Here is a 17,592-nt window from a genome sequence, read left to right on the forward strand (position 1 = left end):
GCCGGCCAGAAGCGTGAATGGCCGTTCCGCCGCTGATCAGTTGATCGCTCCGCGGTTCGCTGCAGAGCTGCAGGCCGGTTCGCCAAGCAGCGCTTGCCCTTTGTCCTGGCCGTTAATGGTGCTCTGTCCAGATCTTTGCACCTCTGATCACCGAACCCTGATGCGCTCCTGCCAGTAACGACGGATAGCGAAGAACAGCGAGAGCGCGGTGAGGGCGATGAAGATCCAGGTGATCGGCCCGCGAAAGAAGATCATCGGGTCGCCGCGGCCGATCAGCAGCGTGCGCCGCAGGTTGTCCTCGAACATCGGGCCGAGGATGAAACCGAGCAGGAAGGGCGCGGTGGCGAAACCCGTGCGGTTGAACACATAGCCGACCACGCCGAAAAGCAGCATCAGGCCAATGTCGAAGGTGCTGTTGTTCACGGCGAAGGCGCCGTAGACGCAGAACATCAGCACGATCGGTAGCAGGATCGCCTTCGGGATGTCAGCGACCAGTGAGAAGTATTTGATCACCCCATGGCCGACACACAGCAGGACGGCCGAGCTCAGCATGATTCCGCAGAACAGCGCATAGATCAGCGTGAGGTTCTCCTGGAACAGCACCGGGCCGGGCGTCAGGCCGTGAATCATGAAGGCACCAAGAATGATCGCGGTGATCACGTCGCCGGGAATGCCAAGCGACAACAGCGGAATCAGTGTCGCGCCGGCCACGCCATTGTTGCCCGACTCGGCGGCGGCCACGCCTTCCAGTTCGCCCTTGCCGAAGTTGGCGCCGTTTGGCGAACGTCGCTTGGCTTCGCCATACGAGATGAAGGTCGCTGCGGTAGCGCCGGTACCCGGGATCGCCCCGATGATCACGCCGATTATCGAGCCGCGAACGATGGTTTTCAGGCTGGCCTTGAGCTCCTTCAGTGTCAGCCCGGTGCCGCTGGTGGCCGCGCGGATATGCGGCTCCGCCTTCTTCAGATAGAAGTCGATGACTTCCGGTACGGCGAACAAGCCGATCAATAGCGGCACGAACGACACTCGATCCATCAGGTTGTAGTTGTCGAAGGTAAGACGCTGGCTGCCATAGACCACATCCATGCCGATGGAGGCGACGATCACTCCGAGACTCGCGGCGATCAGGCCCTTGACCGCCGATTCTCCGGCAATCGAAACGATGACGGTCAGGGAGAAGCAGATCAGCCAGAAGAACTCCGGCGGCCCGAAATTGAGCGCGATTTTTGCCAGGTAGGAGGCGAACAGAATCAGCGCCAGGTTGGACAGCACATCGGCGATGCACGATGCGTAAAGCGCCATCTGCAGCGCCTTCTTCGCCTTGCCCTGCTGGGTCAGTGGGTAGCCGTCGAGCAAGGTGCACGCCGCTGCCGGCGAGCCGGGCGTATGAATCAGAATCGCGGTGATCGAGCCGCCATACATGCCGCCCTTGTAGATGCCCACCAGCAGCAGAATGGCCGTCACGGGCTCAAGGCTGAAGGTGAACGGCAACGCCAAGGCCACGGCCATGGTGGCGGTCAGGCCGGGAATGGCACCGACTATCACGCCGATCAGCACGCCGATGCCGATCGCTACGAAGTTATCGACGCTTAGAAACAGACTCAGGACTTCAGAAAAACCTTCCAATGAGGTCACTCGCGGATAAGGGGGCGGTCAGTCCCAGAGCGTGCCCGAGGGCAGCGGAACATTCAGGACGTGGATGAACAACAGACTCACCAGCCACGGCAAGGCGATGGCCAGCAGGTAGAGCCAGGGTTTGCGCACCGGATGCGCGGCGAACAGCAGCAGGGTGCCTAGAATGCCGGCGGCGATCGCGCCCAGCGGCTCGAATAGCAGCCAATAAGCGCCCAGCCCGGCGAGCATGACCAACCAGCGCCAGATCGGACCGCCCGAGTCCGGCGCCTCGTCACGTACTGGCGGGCGCAGACAGCCTTCGATAATCAACGCCAGCGACAACACCCCAACCAGCCAGCCGACCACTCGGGGGAGCCAGCGTGGCGATTGCATCGGATTGTCGACCATCGCTGGTTCTTCGATGTAGTTCGGCACCAGATAAAAAATGAACACCAGCGCGGCCAACAGCCAGATTGCCCCGAGCAGGGTATTGAGGTTGGCCCAGCGCGGATAACTGGTGGCAGCGCTCATCGAGATATCCCTTATTCGAGCTCGGCCTGGCCGGCGACGGTCTGCCAGCGCTCTATGTCCTTCACGACATAGTCGCGGAACGCGTCGCCTTCCTGGCTCGCCACTTCACCGCCGATCTGCGCCACGAAGTCCTTGAAGCTTTGATCGTCCATGACTTTGTGCAGTGCGGTTTGCAAGGTCTGCACGGCCTCGTCCGGCATGCTGTCATCGGCAATCAGGCCGAACCAGGCGGTTGTGACAAAGTCGGCGAGCCCGAGATCGGCACCCAGCTTGGACAGCGGCTCGACCCCCGTCAGAAACGGCGAAGGTTCGGCCGAGGTGACCGCCAGGGCCCTGAGCTTGCCGGACTTGATATGCGAGAGCACGGTCGGCATGTTTTCGAACGATACGTCTACATCGCCACTTAACAGCGCGGGCAAGGCCTCGCCACTGCCACGGAAGGGTACGTGGGTCATCTTGGTGTCGGTCATGGTCTTGAACAGTTCGCCGGACATATGAATCGAGCTGCCGACCCCGGCGGAGCTGAAGGTCATTTCCTTGGTCTTGGCCGCCTCGATGAATTCAGCAACCGAGTGATAGGGGCTGTCGGCCGGAACCACCATGACGTTGGGAATCTCAATCACGTTGCGGATGAACTTGAAATCCTTCACTGGATCGTAGGGCAGCTTTTTATAAATCACGGGGCCGATGGTGTGGCCCGGCGAGGCCATGAGGATGTTGTGATCGGCGCCCCGACCGCCACGGGCCAATTGGCCCGTGGCCATGGTCGAACCCGCACCGGGACGGTTCTCCACCACCACGGTGCCGATTTCCTTTTGCAGCAGGTCGGCGACCTTGCGTGAGAGCACATCGGTAGTCCCGCCGGGCGCATAGGGCACTACCAGGCGAACGGTGTCGGTCGGCCAGTCGGCGGCATTTGTGGAAAAGGAGGCAAGTGGTAGAGCAGCAGTCAGCAGCAACAGGCGCATGGCCTGCTTGATGAGAGGTGTCATAGGAGCTTCCCTTTGTAGTTGTTTTAGGGTCGATCAAGGAACGAAAGCCCATCAAGGCGCTTCGGTCAATTCCGCTGTAGAAGAACCGTGGTCACCTTACAACGATGTTTTCTCTGGCAAGTCTGAAAGAGGGACGAAATCGTTCGATAATCGAACGGTTGCGCGATTCCATACAGTTGTGGTTTCGACCCGTTTGGTTCAAGTTCGGTTTCTTCGCCGAACCACTATTACAAGTATGGAGACCGTGATGAGCGTTCTGAACGGTATCAAGGTGCTGGATCTGACCCGAATTCTGGCGGGACCCTGGTCGACCATGGCCTTGGCTGACCTCGGTGCCGAGGTCTGGAAGATCGAAAGTCTGGAAGGCGACGACACTCGAAGTTGGATGCCGCCGGCTAAGGTCGGGATTTCCACCTATTACCTCAGCGCCAACCGCAACAAGCAGAGCCTGGCGGTGGACCTGCGCAAGCCGCAAGGGCGCCAACTCATCCTTGACCTCGCTGCCGAGGCTGACGTGGTGGTGGAGAATTTTCTGCCGGCAAGCCTCAAGCGCCTCGGGCTGGACTACGAAACGCTGGCGGCCGTCAATCCACGACTGATTCACTGCTCAATCACTGGCTACGGCCGCGGCAATCCGATGGAGAATCGGCCGGGCTACGACTTCATCATCCAGGCCGAAAGCGGCTTTATGTCGATTACCGGTGAGAAAGACGGCGAGCCCATGCGTCTGGGTGTGGCCTTCATCGATCTGGTCACGGGGATGAACGCGGTGCAGGGAATACTCGCCGCCTTGTACGAGCGGGAAAAGTCCGGTCTGGGCCAGTCTGTGGACATCGCGCTGTCCGACAGCGCCCTGCATTTTCTTGCCAACATCGCGTCGGGTTATCTAAACACCGGCAAGGTGCCGCAGCGCTACGGCAACGCCCACGCCAGCATCGTCCCCTATCAGCTGTTCGATACCGCTGACGGCAGCATCGCTCTGGCGGTCGGCAACGACGAGCAATACCGGAGGCTCTGCCTGGAGGTGTTGAAGCGGCCGGAGCTGCATGGCGATCCGCGCTTTTCTCAGAATAAGGGCCGTACCGAGCACCGCGAAGAGTTGCTGCCGTTGCTTCAAACGGCTTTTGCCGAGTGGCAGAACGAGGCGCTGATCGCCGCGCTGCGCAACCAGGGGATTCCCGTCGGGGAAGTGAAGAGCGTTGCTCAGGCGTTCGACACCGAGACGGCACGCTACCGCGAGTTGGTAATCAGCGCCGAGCATCCAGTTGCCGGCGAGGTGCGCATGGTGCGAAGCCCGCTACGGTTATCGCGAACGCCCACCGTGCCGATGAAGGCGCCGCCGCTGCATGGGCAACATACCGATGAGGTGTTGCAGCGAGTGCTCGGCAAAAGCGAGGCCGAACTGGCATCGCTGCGCCAGGCCGCTGTGATTCGCTGAACGGATGGTAAGTTGCGGCCGAACGGCCGCTCCGCGTCTGCCCCGGTTGGCACACCGTAGGGTGGGCTTTAGCCCACCGACAAGGGTTGCAAACGGTGGGCTGAAGCCCACCCTACGCGGCTGGCCGAGTTGCACGAGGCCGCCGTGATTGCTTGAGCTGGCTTGGCTGCAGATCCTGCGATCAACCGCGGAAGGCCCAGCTATCCTGGCCGGGCTTGTTCGATGCAGCTTATTGCGCGCGCAGTTTCACCGCGATGTCAGGCTGGTCGATGAATAGCCCGTCGATGCCGGCATCCAGGTACGCACGAATATCGGCCTCGACGTCGCCACGTTCAGCCGGCGACTCGCCTTTACGCAGGTTGGTCGGCAAAAAGGCGTTCTCGGCGCGGAAGGTATAGGGATGAACCTTGAGCCCCGCCGCATGGGCGTTCGGCACGAAGTCGGTGGGCTCGCCGAGGTTGCCATTGGCGTCGCGAGGAATGACGTAGCTTTTATCCGGGCCGACGCCCGCCGCATAACGCGAGATCGCTTTGAGTCCTTCGGCGGTGGCCATTTGCGCGTAGGTCAGATCGCTGCCGCGCGCCTGCTGGTCGTAGGGCTGGCCGCCGCCGAACAGCTGCACCAGGCGCAGTTGGGTCAGGCGGCTCAGCGTTTTCAGGTTTTCCACCTCGAACGATTGGATGTAAACCGGCGCGTTGCGCCCCGCATAACCGTTGCGGTGAAGGATGCGCACCAGCGGTTTTTCCATGGCCAGACCGAGCTGCTGGAAATGCGTGGAATGCTTGGTTTCGGGATATAGACCGATGCGCCGCCGTTCGCTCAGCTGCATGGTTTTCACCAGATCGATGACTTCCTGCAGCGTTGGGATTTCCAGGCTGCCGTCCAGCCGAGCATTGCCCGGGCGGATCTCCGGGATGCGTTCGATCGCCCGTAACGTCTTCAACTCCGCCAGGGTGAAATCTTCGCTGAACCAGCCAGTGAGCGAGACGCCATCGACCATCTGGGTGCGCTTGCGATCAGCGAATTCAGGATGCTGAGACACATCGGTGGTCAGCCCTAGTTCGTTGTCATGGCGCGCAACCAGTTCGCCGTCGCGGGTCATCACCAGGTCCGGCTCGATGTAGTCGGCGCCCTGCAGAATGGCCAACGCATAAGCGCCGAGGGTGTGTTCGGGGACGTAACCGCTCGCGCCGCGGTGGGCAATGATCAGCGGTTTGGGTTCGGCGCGACCGTCATGCAGCTTCGCGTCGCTCGGCATGTCAGCCGGGGCGGCGAACGCGGTGATCGGCAGCAGCAGACTGCAGGCGGTAATCCAGTGGCGCAGGGTCGCGCAGGTATGGCGGGCCATGGGGCATCTCCTCGGGATGGAGCGATCAGATTGACGCGCTTGAATGACGGCCGGTTGACGCTTTGATGGAGTGAGGATGACGATTGGATGATCGCGACGTTTATCCAGCGGTCGCTGACCAGTCGCTAACCGCTCTGATATTCTCGCCGCCATGAATCAGACTCCTCTTCCTCTCGCGATGATCGCCGCCCTCGCGCAAAACCGCGTCATCGGGCTCGATAACAAAATGCCATGGCATTTGCCGGCCGATCTCAAACACTTCAAGGCCATGACGCTCGGCAAGCCGATCATCATGGGCCGCAAAACCTGGGATTCGCTTGGTCGCCCGCTCCCGGGTCGGCTGAATCTGGTGGTCAGCCGTCAGCCGGATTTGCAGCTCGACGGTGCCGAAACCTTCACCAGCCTGGACGATGCATTACGCCGCGCGGAGCAGTGGACGCGCGAGCAGGGCGTCGACGAACTGATGCTGATCGGTGGGGCGCAGCTGTACGCACAGGGTATGGGTCGGGCGCAGCGTCTTTATCTGACCCGTATTGATGCGAATCCCGAAGGTGATGCCTTTTTCCCGGCGTTCGAAGAAGCCGAGTGGCAACGCACCGATTGCCAAGCTCATGCGGCTGTAGGTGAGGCGCCCGCGCATAGTTTCGAGACTTGGCAGCGGCGCTGAGTCTCGCTGTCTCTTGAATCGGCGGGGTGAGCATCCTTGCTTGTATTCCCGGATCGATCTCCGCAAATGCTAAATGTCAGCCAAGCGTGACCAGCTGAGCGCGCGGCTGGCCATCCTCGATATCCAGCAGAGCCAGGCTGATCGGCAATTTGAAGCGGCGGCGTCCGGCACTGCCGGGATTGAGGTAAAGCACGCCTTCGCGCTGTTCGATCACGGGTTGATGCGAGTGACCGGCGATGACCACATCGATGCCCGCCGCGGCGGGGTCGAGGTCCAGCGTCTTGAGATCATGCAGTACATGAATGCGCAGCCCGCCGAGCCGAAGGTCCAGCCACTCGGGAATCGTCGCAGCCCAGTCGTCGGTGTCGACATTACCGCGGATCACTTCCAGCGGCGCGATTGCTCGCAACGCGTCGAGCACTTCGGGCTTGCCGATATCGCCGGCATGAATGATCCGCTCGCAGCCTTGTAATACGGCGAGTGCCTCTGGCCGCAACAGTCCGTGAGTGTCGGAGATGACGCCGATGCGCATGCTGGCTCCAGTTGTTGTGAGTGTTGAGCATTGGGCAAGCGAGACTTGGCCGCGGTTCGATATTGCGGCAGTCTAGCGGCCGTTTTGGAGTGGGGTGTGTATGGAACGGGTCGATTGCATCGTCATCGGAGCCGGCGTCGTAGGGTTGGCCGTAGCGCGGGCTATGGCGCTGGCAGGGCGCGAAGTGTTGGTGTTGGAAGCTGAGACAGCCATCGGTACGGGCACCAGTTCGCGCAACAGCGAAGTCATTCATGCCGGCATCTACTATCCGCAAGGTTCCCTGAAGGCGCGATTGTGCGTGTCGGGGCGGGATGCGCTCTACGCGTTTTGCGACAGCCACGGCGTACCTTATCGGCGCTGCGGCAAGTTGATCGTGGCGACCGATGAGTCGCAACTGGCCGGACTCCAGGCGCTACAGGAGCACGGCGCAGCCAACGGCGTCGACGATCTGCAGCGGCTCGATGCTGGCGAGGTGAAAGCCCTGGAACCGCAGCTCAGCGCCGTCGCCGGGCTGCTGTCACCGAGCACCGGAATCGTCGACAGCCACGCGCTGATGCTGGCGCTGCAGGGCGACGCCGAAGGAGCGGGTGCGTTGTTGGCGTTGCGTGCACCGGTGAAGGCGATCGAGGTCATGGATGCCGGATTGCGTGTCGATGTCGGTGGTAACGAACCGATGACGCTGCTCGCTACGACAGTGATCAACTGCGCCGGACATGCGGCGCCGGTGATTGCTGCCCGTACCCGCGGCCTGCCTGTCGAGGCGATGCCGCCGCGCTATTTCGCCAAGGGCAGTTATTTCAGCCTGTCGACGGCGACACCGTTCAAGCATCTGATTTATCCGCTACCCGAGCCCGGCGGGCTGGGTGTGCACCTGACGCTGGATCTGGGCGGCCAGGCCCGTTTCGGCCCGGACGTGCAGTGGGTCGAGTCACTCGATTACCAGCTGGATGCACATCGCGCCGACAACTTTTACGCCGCGATCCGTCGCTATTGGCCTGCGCTGCCGGATGGCGCGCTGCAACCGGCTTACACTGGTATCCGCCCGAAAATCAGCGGCCCCGGCGAGCCGGCGGCGGATTTCCGCATCGACGGCCCGGCGCAGCATGGCATCGCCGGGTTGGTGAATCTGTTCGGCATCGAGTCGCCAGGGCTGACCGCAGCCTTGGCGATTGCCGATGAGGTGTGTCAGCGCCTCGGGTGATCAGGCCTGCTCGCGCGTTGCGGCTGGCGACTCGGGCAGGAACCAGTTCATTAGCAGGGCACAAATGCCGCCGGTCGCCACGCCCGATTCGAGTACGTTGCGCAGCGCCGGTGGCAAATGTGCGAGGAATTCCGGCACCTGAGAAAAGCCCAGGCCGAGCGCCAGCGATACGGAGATGATCAGCAGCGCGCGACGATCCAGCTGAATGCCGGCAAGGATGTTGATACCGGCGGCCGCCACTGCGCCAAACATCACCAGCGCCGCACCACCCAGCACCGGCTCGGGCACGGCTTGCAGCACGCCAGCAACCGCTGGAAACAGGCCGAGCACCACCAGCATCACGGCGATCCACATGCCGACGTAGCGGCTGGCGATGCCGGTCAGCTGGATGATGCCGTTGTTCTGCGCGAACACCGAGCTGGGGAAGGTGTTGAAAACGCCTGCCAACAGCGAATTGGCGCCGTTGACCAGCACGCCGCCCTTGATGCGCTGCATCCACAACGGGCCTTCTACCGGCTGGCGGGAAAGCTTGCTGGTGGCGGTGATGTCGCCGATGGCTTCCAGGGAGGTGACCAGGTAAATCACCACCATCGGGATGAACAGGCTCCAGGAGAACCCCAGGCCGAAGTGCAGCGGCATCGGTACCTCGAACAGCTCGGCTTCGTGCATGCCGGTGAAGTCCAGGCGGCCGAGATACGCGGCCAATGCGTAACCAATGGCCAGGGCGATGATGATGGCGCAGCTGCGCATCCACACCACCGGCAAGCGGTTGAGCACGACGATAGCCGCCAGCACCACGCCAGAAAGCAGCAGATTCTCGCGGTTGGCAAAGGTGCCGTCGCCCATGGCTGCGTAGCCGCCGCCCATGCTGATCAGGCCGACCTTGATCAGCGTCAGGCCGATCATCAGCACTACGATGCCGGTGACCAGCGGCGTGATCAGGCGTTTGATGAACGGCAGCACGCGCGATACGCCCATTTCGATAAAGGAGCCGGCAATCACCACGCCGAAGATGGCGGCCATCACGGCCTCGACCGGCGTGCCCTGCTTGACCATCAACACGCCGCCAGCAATCAGCGGGCCGACGAAATTGAAGCTGGTGCCCTGCACGATCAACAGACCGGCGCCGAGCGGGCCAAAGCGTTTGCACTGAAGAAACGTCGCGATTCCGGATATCACCAGCGACATGGACACGATGATGTTGGTGTCACGCGGCGAGACGCCGATGGCCTGGCAAATCAGCAGGCCGGGCGTGACGATCGGCACGATGATCGCGAGCAGGTGCTGCAGCGCGGCGAGGAAGGCGATCCAAGGGCGCGGGCGGTCGTTGAGCCCGTAGACCAGATCGTCGGGTGTTCCGGTAGCGGTGCGATTGTCAGGAGCGCTCATGGCCATCTTTCCAGAAAAAGAGCGCGATTTTACTGGCCGGAACGATGTGCGGACAGTGCCATGTGCGGCGTCGTGAGAGGTTGACGGTGGAAAGCTGAATGCTAGGGTCTGTGGACTAAGAGGAGTGCTACGAATGAAATATGCAGTCGCCATCGCCGGGCTGATGCTCGCCGCGGGCCTGGCCCAGGCACAGGAAAGCTGTGCCGGAAAGGAAGCGGAAATTCGCCGTCAGCTGGATCACACCCGTGAGCAGGGCAACGATGGACGTATTCGCGGACTGGAAACCGCGCTGCGGAAGATGCAGACGAGTTGTACCGAAGCGGGGCTGCAGGCCGAGCGGCAGCATGAAATCGACGAGGCGCACAACGAGGTTGCTGAGCGTGAGGCTGATCTACAGGAGGCGCAGCACGATGGATCTGCGGAGAAGATCGAAAAGCGCAAACGCAAGCTGGTCGAGGCGCAGGATGAGTTGCGGGAGGCGCTAAGAAATTGACTGCTGGCAGGAACGCGACCACGCGCCGTAGCTGGGATGATTCATACCGGTCTGCGGGCTCCCACGGACGATCCGTTAAAAGAATGCCCGCTTCAGGTGAAGCGGGCATTCTTTCAGTGCGACCGGACTTCTCGAGTTTCAGGCGATCCGGAGCGTTCCTTTCTCAACTGCTGGTCGGACTGGTGGCTGCAGCTACCTTGGCGCGTGGTGGTGTCGCAGACGCACCATGGTCGTCTGCGCTGAGCACGGGTACTTCGTTGCCCTGACCGTCGTAGAGCTTGCCGTCACGGAAGTAATCGCCGTCATGCAGCGCGGCGATATCCCGATAGCGCAAGGTGCGCTCGCTGGCGGCGACGAATACCGACTGCTGGTCCGAATTGCCGGCCTTCAGGTGGTTGAACACCAGGTTCAGCAGGATCGCCATGATCGCCGCCGAGCTGATGCCGGAGTGGAAGATGGTCTCGAACCAGGCCGGAAACTGATGATAGAAGCTCGGCGCGGCGATGGGGATCATGCCGAAGCCGAGCGAGGCTGCGACGATGATCAGATTCATGTTGTTGCGGTATTCCACCTGCGCCAGGGTCCGGATGCCGGCCGCCGCTACGGTGCCGAACAATACGATGCCGGCACCGCCCAGTACCGCGGTGGGCACAGCGGCGATCAGCCGGCCCATGACCGGAAGCAGGCCGAGCGTGACCAGGATGAGGCCGGCAGTGGCCACTACGTAGCGGCTCTTCACGCCGGTCACAGCGACCAGGCCGACGTTCTGCGCGAAAGCGCTCTGGGTGAAGGAGCCGAAGATAGGCGCCAGGCTGCTGGAAATCATGTCGGCGCGCAGGCCGTTACCCAGACGCTTGGAGTCGACTTTGGTACCGATGATTTCACCGACCGCGAGGATGTCTGCCGAGGTTTCCACGAGGGTGACGATGATCACGATCAGCATCGACAGGATCGCTGCCACATGAAACTCCGGCATGCCGAAGTGCAGCGGCGTAGGCAACGCTACCAGCGGGCCGTCGAGTACACCGGAAAAATCGGCCATGCCAAAGAAAGTCGCCGCTACGGTACCGATCACCATGGCCAGGAGGATCGACAGCCGCGAGATGCTGGCGCTACCGAGCTTGCTGAGCAGTAGCACGGCAGCCAGCGTGAAGGCGGCCAGGCCGATGTTGGCCATGCTGCCAAATTCCGGTGACTGACTGTTTCCGCCCATTGCCCAGCGCGCCGCAACCGGCATCAGGGTCAGACCGATGATGGTAATGACGATGCCAGTGACCAGCGGCGGGAAGAATTTGGTGATTCGCGAGAATATGGGCGTGATCAACAAACCGATCAGTGAGGCGGCGATCACCGCTCCGAGCACGGCGGGAATGCCTCCAGCGCCATCGCTGCCGATGATCGCGATCATGGTCGCCACGCCAGCAAAGGATACGCCCTGCACGAGCGGCAGCTGGCAACCGAAGAATGGCAGGCCGAGGGTTTGCAGCAAGGTTGCGAGCCCGCCGGCGAACAGCGAGGCGGCAATCAGCAGACCGATGTCGGCAGGCGACAGACCGGCCGCCTGGCCAATGATCAGCGGCACCGCGACGATGCCTCCATACATGGTCAGGACATGCTGCAGGCCGTAGGCCAGGTTGGCACCGATGCCGAGATTCTCATCTTCCGGACGCTTCTCGGGAGATGTTTTTGCGGATGAGGCTGTCATGATGATCCCTTTCTCGCTGTTGTTCTTGTTCGCCTAATGTAGACAATTGTTTGTCATATTGACTACCAATTTGTATACATTTCAACTATCGCGAGTTTGCTTCCAATTGACGTGATTTCCGTCCACAGGCGGATAAAAGCCCGCAAGCGAGGTTTTCTGCGAAGAAGCGCGAATAACAAACCGACGACTGGTTGCAACAGATTCGCGGTATCGGTGGCCGCGAGAGCCGGCGGGCGGGAATCAATGGAAGGGGGATAACCAGCCTTGAGCTGGACTGGACGAGGCGTAGACAAGCGCGCCCCGGTGAGACGGCGATCCGGCGCGTCATGTGGTGCTTTTGTAACCAGCTGCTGGCGATATTCCAAGGCAGAAATCGCCAGCAAAGCTGGTCTTACGATGCGGTATCGGAGCCTCAAGCGAACGGCCTTCCAGAGAAGGCCGCATGGATGAAAGGATGACAGGCAGTGCCGGTCAGTCTTCCAGCATCGCCTTGTTGCGCACCGCGCCCTTGTCGGCGCTGGTGGCGAGCAGGGCGTAGGCCTTGAGTGCCGTGGTCACCTTGCGCGCGCGCGGTGCGGCGGGCTTCCAACCTTTCTTGTCCTGCTCGATGCGGCGGTGAGACAGCTCCTCATCGCTGACCTGCAGATTGATGCTGCGGTTGGGGATGTCGATCAATACCTTGTCGCCATCCTGCACCAGGCCAATGGCTCCGCCCGCGGCCGCTTCCGGCGAGGCATGGCCTATGGACAAGCCAGAGGTGCCGCCGGAGAAGCGACCATCGGTGAGCAGGGCGCAGTCTTTACCCAGGCCCTTGGACTTCAGATACGAGGTCGGGTAGAGCATTTCCTGCATGCCCGGGCCGCCTTTTGGGCCTTCGTAGCGGATGATGACGATGTCGCCGGCTTTCACTTCGTCATTGAGGATGCCCTTCACAGCGCTGTCCTGGCTTTCGAAGATCTTTGCGGTGCCTTCGAAGACGTGGATGGATTCGTCCACGCCTGCAGTTTTCACCACGCAGCCGTCGAGGGCGATGTTGCCGTAGAGCACGGCGAGGCCGCCTTCCTGCGAATAGGCGTGTTCGACCGAGCGGATGCAGCCTTCGGCGCGGTCCACGTCCAGGGTGTCCCAACGGGTCGATTGGCTGAACGCCGTCTGCGTCGGGATGCCGGCTGGGCCTGCCCTGAAGAAGGTGTGCACGGCTTCGTCATTGGTCTGGGTGATATCCCACTGAGCGATGCCTTCGGCGAGCGTCTTGCTGTGCACGGTCGGCACGTCGGTATGCAGCAGGCCGCCGCGCGCCAGTTCGCCGAGAATGGAGAAAATGCCGCCGGCGCGGTGCACGTCTTCCATGTGGTACTTCTGGATGTTCGGCGCCACCTTGCACAGCTGCGGCACCTTGCGCGACAGCGCGTCGATGGCACGCAGGTCGAAGTCGACCTCGGCTTCCTGGGCCGCGGCCAGCAGATGCAGGATGGTGTTGGTCGAACCACCCATGGCGATGTCGAGGGTCATGGCGTTCTCGAACGCGCGGCGGTTGGCGATGTTGCGTGGCAGGACCGACTCGTCGCCCTCGCCGTAATAACGCTGGCACAGCTCGACGACGGTGCGGCCGGCACGCAGGAACAGTTGCTCGCGATCGCTGTGGGTGGCCAGGGTCGAGCCGTTGCCGGGCAGCGCCAGACCCAGCGCTTCGGCCAGGCAGTTCATCGAGTTGGCGGTGAACATGCCGGAGCAGCTGCCGCACGTCGGGCAGGCGCTGCGTTCGTATTCAGCGACCTTCTCGTCGGAGGCGCTTTCATCGGCGGCGATCACCATGGCATCGACCAAGTCCAGGCCGTGGCTGGCCAGCTTGGTCTTGCCGGCTTCCATCGGACCACCGGAGACGAACACCACCGGGATATTCAGGCGCAGCGCAGCCATCAACATGCCGGGGGTGATTTTGTCGCAGTTGGAGATGCAGACGATGGCGTCGGCACAGTGCGCGTTGACCATGTATTCGACCGAGTCGGCGATGATCTCGCGCGATGGCAGCGAATAGAGCATGCCATCGTGACCCATGGCGATGCCGTCGTCGACGGCGATGGTGTTGAATTCCTTGGCCACGCCGCCGTGCTTCTCGATCTCACGGGCGACCAGCTGGCCTAGATCCTTCAGGTGCACGTGACCGGGCACGAACTGGGTGAAAGAGTTGGAAATGGCAATGATCGGCTTCTTGAAGTCTTCGTCCTTCATGCCGGTGGCACGCCACAGTGCACGGGCACCGGCCATGTTGCGGCCGTGTGTGGAGGTTTTCGAGCGGTAATCGGGCATGACGGTTCCTGCGGCTGAATCAGCTGGTCGAATGGTGCTTATGGTGAGCGTCATCTATGCCGCATGCAACGGCAGGTGACCGTGCGTGCGGAGGGACCGGATCGAGGCAGGGTATTGCTCGTGCGGCCTGGGCTCACTAGCTCGCCGAGGGGTGATGGCGAGGAATAGGCCTGATTCTACGCGCGGTCGCGGCGCCGGGGAAAGGCTGATGGTCGGGCTTGTGGACGGCCCTGGTGGAAGACGCTTCGCGGTCTTCCACCCTACGCCCGGACACGGCACAGCGGAGAGGTGCGGTCCACCCCGCCAATCAGCTATTGGGCAGGATGCGGCAGGTGATGCTCTTGATGTAGCGCGTCTCGGGGATTGCCGGATGCACCGGATGATCCGGCCCCTGACCGCCGCGTTCGAGCAGCTGGATATTGCGATCCAGATGCCGTGCGCTGCCGAGCAGGATGTTCTGCAAGTTGTCTTCCTCCAGGTGCATCGAGCAGCTGGCGCTGACCAGGATGCCGTCCTTGTTGAGCAGACGCATGGCGGTTTCGTTCAGACGACGGTAGGCGGCTTCGCCGTTCTTGATGTCCTTCTTGCGCTTGATGAAGGCCGGCGGGTCGGTGATGACCACGTCGAAGCGCTCTTCGGCGTTTTTCAGCTCCTTCATTGCTTCGAAGGCGTCACCTTCAATACAGGTCATTTTCTCGGCGACACCGTTGAGCGCAGCGTTGCGTTCGACGCCATCGAGGGCAAACGCCGAGGCGTCGACGCAGAACACTTCGCTGGCGCCGAATGCCGCGGCCTGCACGCCCCAACCACCGATGTAGCTGAACAGGTCAAGCACGCGCTTGCCCTTGACGTAGGGTGCCAGGCGCGCGCGATTCATCCGATGATCGTAGAACCAGCCGGTTTTCTGGCCTTGCAGTACGGGCGCTTCGAACTTGACGCCGTTCTCTTCCAGCGCGACCCACTCTGGCACCACGCCAAACGCGGTATCGACGTAACGCTCCAGGCCTTCGGCGTCGCGCGCGCTGGAGTCGTTCTTCCACAGCACGCCGCGCGGCTTGAGCACCTGTACAAGGGCTTCGAGCACGGCGTCCTTGTTGCGCTCCATGGTGGCCGAGGCCAGCTGCACCACCAGATGATCGTGGAAGCGGTCCACCACCAGGCCCGGTAGCAGATCGGAGTCGCCATAGATCAGGCGATAGCAGGGCTGATCGAACAGCCGCTCGCGCAGCGACAGAGCGACCTGGATGCGATGCACCAGCAGGGACTTGTCCAGCGTGTGCTTGAGATCGCGTGACAGCAAACGAGCGCAAATCAGGTTGTTTGGCGAAATCCCGACGATGCCCAGCGGCTTGCCGCCGGTCGCTTCGAGGATCGCCTGATCACCGGCGGCGAAACCGCTCAGTGGAGTGGCGGCGGTGTCGACCTCATTGCTATAGACCCACAGATGGCCGGCGCGCAGGCGACGGTCGGCGTTGGCTTTGAGGCGCAGGCTGGGCAGGCTCATCGGGAGGGCTCCGGGAAAAGGGCGGGATTATAGGAGCAAATGCCGATAAAAGCGCTGGAGGCTTGAAAGCTGGACGTGTCCATGTCGCGCACGCTTCGTAAAGCATCCAGCCAGGACATGCAAACCCGCCGACCTCAAGGCTAGTCACGCTAGTGTGTAGCTTCTGCGGCCAGCTTGGAGGAGGTGGCCGCAATCCATCGATAACGGCGCCGGTTGTGCAAACGTTGGATGCCCTACGCTCGCCTCTAGCTTCCGCTGTCAGGCCGCGAGAGCCTTGACCAAGGCCTCGCTGAAAGCAGGGATATCGTCCGGTTTGCGGCTGCTGATCAGATGGCCGTCGACCACCACCTGCTCGTCGACCCAGTCGGCACCGGCATTATTCAGGTCGATGGTGAGTGACGGCCAACTGGTCATACGCTTGCCCTTGACCAGATCGGCGGAGGCCAGCAGCCAGGCGCCATGGCAAATGACGGCGATGGTCTTGTTCGCCCGCGCCGCGTCGCGAACCAGTTCCTGAGCCATTTCATCGGTGCGGATGTTGTCGGAATTGACCACGCCGCCGGGTAGCAGCACGGCGTCATAGTCTTCCATGCGGATGCTGTCGAAGGTCTTGTCGACATGAAACTTGGTGGCGGGCGTGGTGTGGTTCCAGCCGGTCACCTCGCCATTGGACGACGAGATGATCTCTGCGGTCGCACCGGCTTTCTCCAGGGCTTCTTTCGGGCCGGTCAGCTCGACCTGCTCGAAGCCGTCGGTTACCAGAATTGCCACGCGTTTGCCTTTCAGGGAATCGGCCATTTCGTTTCCTCTTTGTCGGTTTGCAAATGGGTCTACTTGAAATCCGACCATGAACTCGGCCAAAGTTCGCACTCTTTCTATAGTGGCCTTGTGCTACTCACGAGGTCGGGCCGCCTTCATGTCCATCGAACTCACCGACGAGCAGATCCGCAGCGTGCTGCAGGGTATAAGCGTGCCGCCGCAACCGCAGATCATGGTCGACCTGCAAATGGAACAGGTCATGCCGGACCCCGACCTGCGCGCCATCGCCCGGCTGATCAGCCAGGATCCAGGCCTCTCCGGCGCCTTGTTGAAGACGGTCAACTCGCCATTCTTCGGCCTTGCCAATCGCATCGCTTCTATTCAGCAGGCGGTCAACTTGCTGGGCTGCAACTCGGTGATCAACCTGATCAACGCGCAGTCGATTCGTGGCGAGCTCACCGACGCGGCCATCGTCACGCTCAACCGCTTCTGGGATTCAGCGCAAGACGTGGCCAGCACCTGCCTCACGTTGGCCAAGCGCATCGGCCATCCGTCGCCCGACGAGGCCTACACCCTCGGGCTGTTTCACAACTGTGGCATCCCGCTGATGCTCACCCGCTTCCCCGGTTACATGGCGGTGCTGGAAGAAGCCTATGCCAGCGTTGGCGCCGACACGCGCATCACCGACATCGAGAATCGCGTGCTTAACACCAACCATGCGGTGGTCGGCTATTTCGTGGCGCGCTCGTGGAAGCTGCCGCAGCACTTGTGCGAAGCCATCGCCAACCACCACAACGCGCTGGCGCTGTTCAGCGACGAGTGGAGCGATCCGCAGATCAAGACGCTGCTGGCGATCCTGAAAATGGCCGAGCACATTTGTGCCTGTCATCGAGTGCTGGGCGAACAGTCGGAGGACCACGAGTGGGACGCCGTGGCGCAGCTGGTCCTCGAATACGTCGGTTTGTCGGAGTATGACTTCGAATGCCTCAAGGGCAGCATTCGTGAGTTAGGGGTGGGATAGGGGCGAGCTGCAAGTCGAAGCGGCGCTCAACTTGACGAGGCGCGATCGTCTCTCACTCTGCCCAGCTTCCAGCTCATGCTACGATTTT

Annotated in this window: 15 protein-coding genes; 5 read left to right on the plus strand and 10 right to left on the minus strand. The window is 61.8% G+C overall.

Features of this window, described 5'->3' with window-relative positions; all coding sequences use genetic code 11:
• Window positions 1–147: 147 nt before the first annotated feature.
• Genes AC2LD7_RS04800 through AC2LD7_RS04810 form a run of 3 tightly spaced genes read right to left on the minus strand, consistent with a single transcriptional unit; the run spans window position 148 to window position 3,137 of the window.
• Window positions 148–1,626, minus strand: coding sequence for a tripartite tricarboxylate transporter permease (locus tag AC2LD7_RS04800; protein ID WP_484596712.1), 1,479 nt, complete (start codon window positions 1,624–1,626; stop codon window positions 148–150).
• A gap of 27 nt (window positions 1,627–1,653) precedes the next feature.
• Window positions 1,654–2,145, minus strand: a complete 492-nt coding sequence (locus AC2LD7_RS04805) for a tripartite tricarboxylate transporter TctB family protein (protein WP_484596713.1) — start codon at window positions 2,143–2,145, stop codon at window positions 1,654–1,656.
• A gap of 11 nt (window positions 2,146–2,156) precedes the next feature.
• On the minus strand, window positions 2,157–3,137 hold the full coding sequence (locus tag AC2LD7_RS04810; protein ID WP_484596714.1) for a Bug family tripartite tricarboxylate transporter substrate binding protein: 981 nt from the start codon (window positions 3,135–3,137) through the stop codon (window positions 2,157–2,159).
• Window positions 3,138–3,384: 247 nt separating this feature from the next.
• Here AC2LD7_RS04810 and AC2LD7_RS04815 point away from each other — a divergent pair, with 247 nt between their 5' ends.
• Window positions 3,385–4,575: a CaiB/BaiF CoA transferase family protein gene (locus tag AC2LD7_RS04815; protein ID WP_484596715.1), complete on the plus strand. Its 1,191-nt coding sequence runs from the start codon at window positions 3,385–3,387 to the stop codon at window positions 4,573–4,575.
• Window positions 4,576–4,804: 229 nt separating this feature from the next.
• On the opposite strand, the gene AC2LD7_RS04820 is transcribed toward AC2LD7_RS04815, so the two are convergent.
• Window positions 4,805–5,923, minus strand: a complete 1,119-nt coding sequence (locus AC2LD7_RS04820) for a glycerophosphodiester phosphodiesterase (RefSeq protein WP_484596716.1) — start codon at window positions 5,921–5,923, stop codon at window positions 4,805–4,807.
• 151 nt (window positions 5,924–6,074) lie between these two features.
• Between AC2LD7_RS04820 and AC2LD7_RS04825 the strand changes: the two genes are divergently transcribed.
• On the plus strand, window positions 6,075–6,590 hold the full coding sequence (locus tag AC2LD7_RS04825) for a dihydrofolate reductase (RefSeq protein ID WP_484596717.1): 516 nt from the start codon (window positions 6,075–6,077) through the stop codon (window positions 6,588–6,590).
• Window positions 6,591–6,666: 76 nt separating this feature from the next.
• On the opposite strand, the gene AC2LD7_RS04830 is transcribed toward AC2LD7_RS04825, so the two are convergent.
• On the minus strand, window positions 6,667–7,122 hold the full coding sequence (locus tag AC2LD7_RS04830; RefSeq protein WP_484596718.1) for a metallophosphoesterase family protein: 456 nt from the start codon (window positions 7,120–7,122) through the stop codon (window positions 6,667–6,669).
• A gap of 100 nt (window positions 7,123–7,222) precedes the next feature.
• Between AC2LD7_RS04830 and AC2LD7_RS04835 the strand changes: the two genes are divergently transcribed.
• A complete protein-coding gene (locus AC2LD7_RS04835) occupies window positions 7,223–8,323 on the plus strand; it encodes an NAD(P)/FAD-dependent oxidoreductase (protein WP_484596719.1) in 1,101 nt (366 codons plus the stop codon).
• On the opposite strand, the gene AC2LD7_RS04840 is transcribed toward AC2LD7_RS04835, so the two are convergent.
• Complete coding sequence (locus AC2LD7_RS04840) at window positions 8,324–9,712, minus strand: uracil-xanthine permease family protein (RefSeq protein WP_484596720.1); 1,389 nt, start codon at window positions 9,710–9,712, stop codon at window positions 8,324–8,326.
• A 133-nt stretch (window positions 9,713–9,845) separates the two neighbouring features.
• Between AC2LD7_RS04840 and AC2LD7_RS04845 the strand changes: the two genes are divergently transcribed.
• Complete coding sequence (locus AC2LD7_RS04845; protein WP_484596721.1) at window positions 9,846–10,205, plus strand: DUF1090 domain-containing protein; 360 nt, start codon at window positions 9,846–9,848, stop codon at window positions 10,203–10,205.
• 163 nt (window positions 10,206–10,368) lie between these two features.
• On the opposite strand, the gene AC2LD7_RS04850 is transcribed toward AC2LD7_RS04845, so the two are convergent.
• The 4 genes from AC2LD7_RS04850 to AC2LD7_RS04865 all read right to left on the minus strand — a co-directional run bounded on the left by AC2LD7_RS04850 (window position 10,369) and on the right by AC2LD7_RS04865 (window position 16,522).
• Window positions 10,369–11,910, minus strand: a complete 1,542-nt coding sequence (locus AC2LD7_RS04850; protein WP_484596722.1) for a nucleobase:cation symporter-2 family protein — start codon at window positions 11,908–11,910, stop codon at window positions 10,369–10,371.
• A 471-nt stretch (window positions 11,911–12,381) separates the two neighbouring features.
• Entirely contained in the window at window positions 12,382–14,220 is a 1,839-nt protein-coding gene (gene ilvD / locus AC2LD7_RS04855) for a dihydroxy-acid dehydratase (RefSeq protein WP_484596723.1), read from the minus strand.
• 307 nt (window positions 14,221–14,527) lie between these two features.
• A complete protein-coding gene (locus AC2LD7_RS04860) occupies window positions 14,528–15,724 on the minus strand; it encodes a class I SAM-dependent rRNA methyltransferase (protein WP_484596724.1) in 1,197 nt (398 codons plus the stop codon).
• Between the two features lie 258 nt (window positions 15,725–15,982).
• The gene (locus tag AC2LD7_RS04865; protein ID WP_484596725.1) at window positions 15,983–16,522 is read right to left on the minus strand and encodes a type 1 glutamine amidotransferase domain-containing protein; all 540 of its coding nucleotides are present in this window, start codon (window positions 16,520–16,522) and stop codon (window positions 15,983–15,985) included.
• Between the two features lie 118 nt (window positions 16,523–16,640).
• Between AC2LD7_RS04865 and AC2LD7_RS04870 the strand changes: the two genes are divergently transcribed.
• Window positions 16,641–17,504, plus strand: coding sequence for an HDOD domain-containing protein (locus AC2LD7_RS04870; RefSeq protein ID WP_484596726.1), 864 nt, complete (start codon window positions 16,641–16,643; stop codon window positions 17,502–17,504).
• Window positions 17,505–17,592 lie beyond the last annotated feature (88 nt).

The sequence above is a fragment of the Stutzerimonas sp. genome (assembly GCF_982611455.1).

Excerpts from the sequence above, each read along its gene's own strand:
- AC2LD7_RS04805 (WP_484596713.1), bottom strand. The coding sequence starts at position 2,145 with ATGAGCGCTGCCACCAGTTATCCGCGCTGGGCCAACCTCAATACCCTG.
- AC2LD7_RS04810 (WP_484596714.1), bottom strand. The coding sequence starts at position 3,137 with ATGACACCTCTCATCAAGCAGGCCATGCGCCTGTTGCTGCTGACTGCT.
- AC2LD7_RS04815 (WP_484596715.1), top strand. The coding sequence starts at position 3,385 with ATGAGCGTTCTGAACGGTATCAAGGTGCTGGATCTGACCCGAATTCTG.
- AC2LD7_RS04820 (WP_484596716.1), bottom strand. The coding sequence starts at position 5,923 with ATGGCCCGCCATACCTGCGCGACCCTGCGCCACTGGATTACCGCCTGC.
- AC2LD7_RS04825 (WP_484596717.1), top strand. The coding sequence starts at position 6,075 with ATGAATCAGACTCCTCTTCCTCTCGCGATGATCGCCGCCCTCGCGCAA.
- AC2LD7_RS04830 (WP_484596718.1), bottom strand. The coding sequence starts at position 7,122 with ATGCGCATCGGCGTCATCTCCGACACTCACGGACTGTTGCGGCCAGAG.
- AC2LD7_RS04835 (WP_484596719.1), top strand. The coding sequence starts at position 7,223 with ATGGAACGGGTCGATTGCATCGTCATCGGAGCCGGCGTCGTAGGGTTG.
- AC2LD7_RS04840 (WP_484596720.1), bottom strand. The coding sequence starts at position 9,712 with ATGAGCGCTCCTGACAATCGCACCGCTACCGGAACACCCGACGATCTG.
- AC2LD7_RS04845 (WP_484596721.1), top strand. The coding sequence starts at position 9,846 with ATGAAATATGCAGTCGCCATCGCCGGGCTGATGCTCGCCGCGGGCCTG.
- AC2LD7_RS04850 (WP_484596722.1), bottom strand. The coding sequence starts at position 11,910 with ATGACAGCCTCATCCGCAAAAACATCTCCCGAGAAGCGTCCGGAAGAT.
- ilvD (WP_484596723.1), bottom strand. The coding sequence starts at position 14,220 with ATGCCCGATTACCGCTCGAAAACCTCCACACACGGCCGCAACATGGCC.
- AC2LD7_RS04860 (WP_484596724.1), bottom strand. The coding sequence starts at position 15,724 with ATGAGCCTGCCCAGCCTGCGCCTCAAAGCCAACGCCGACCGTCGCCTG.
- AC2LD7_RS04865 (WP_484596725.1), bottom strand. The coding sequence starts at position 16,522 with ATGGCCGATTCCCTGAAAGGCAAACGCGTGGCAATTCTGGTAACCGAC.
- AC2LD7_RS04870 (WP_484596726.1), top strand. The coding sequence starts at position 16,641 with ATGTCCATCGAACTCACCGACGAGCAGATCCGCAGCGTGCTGCAGGGT.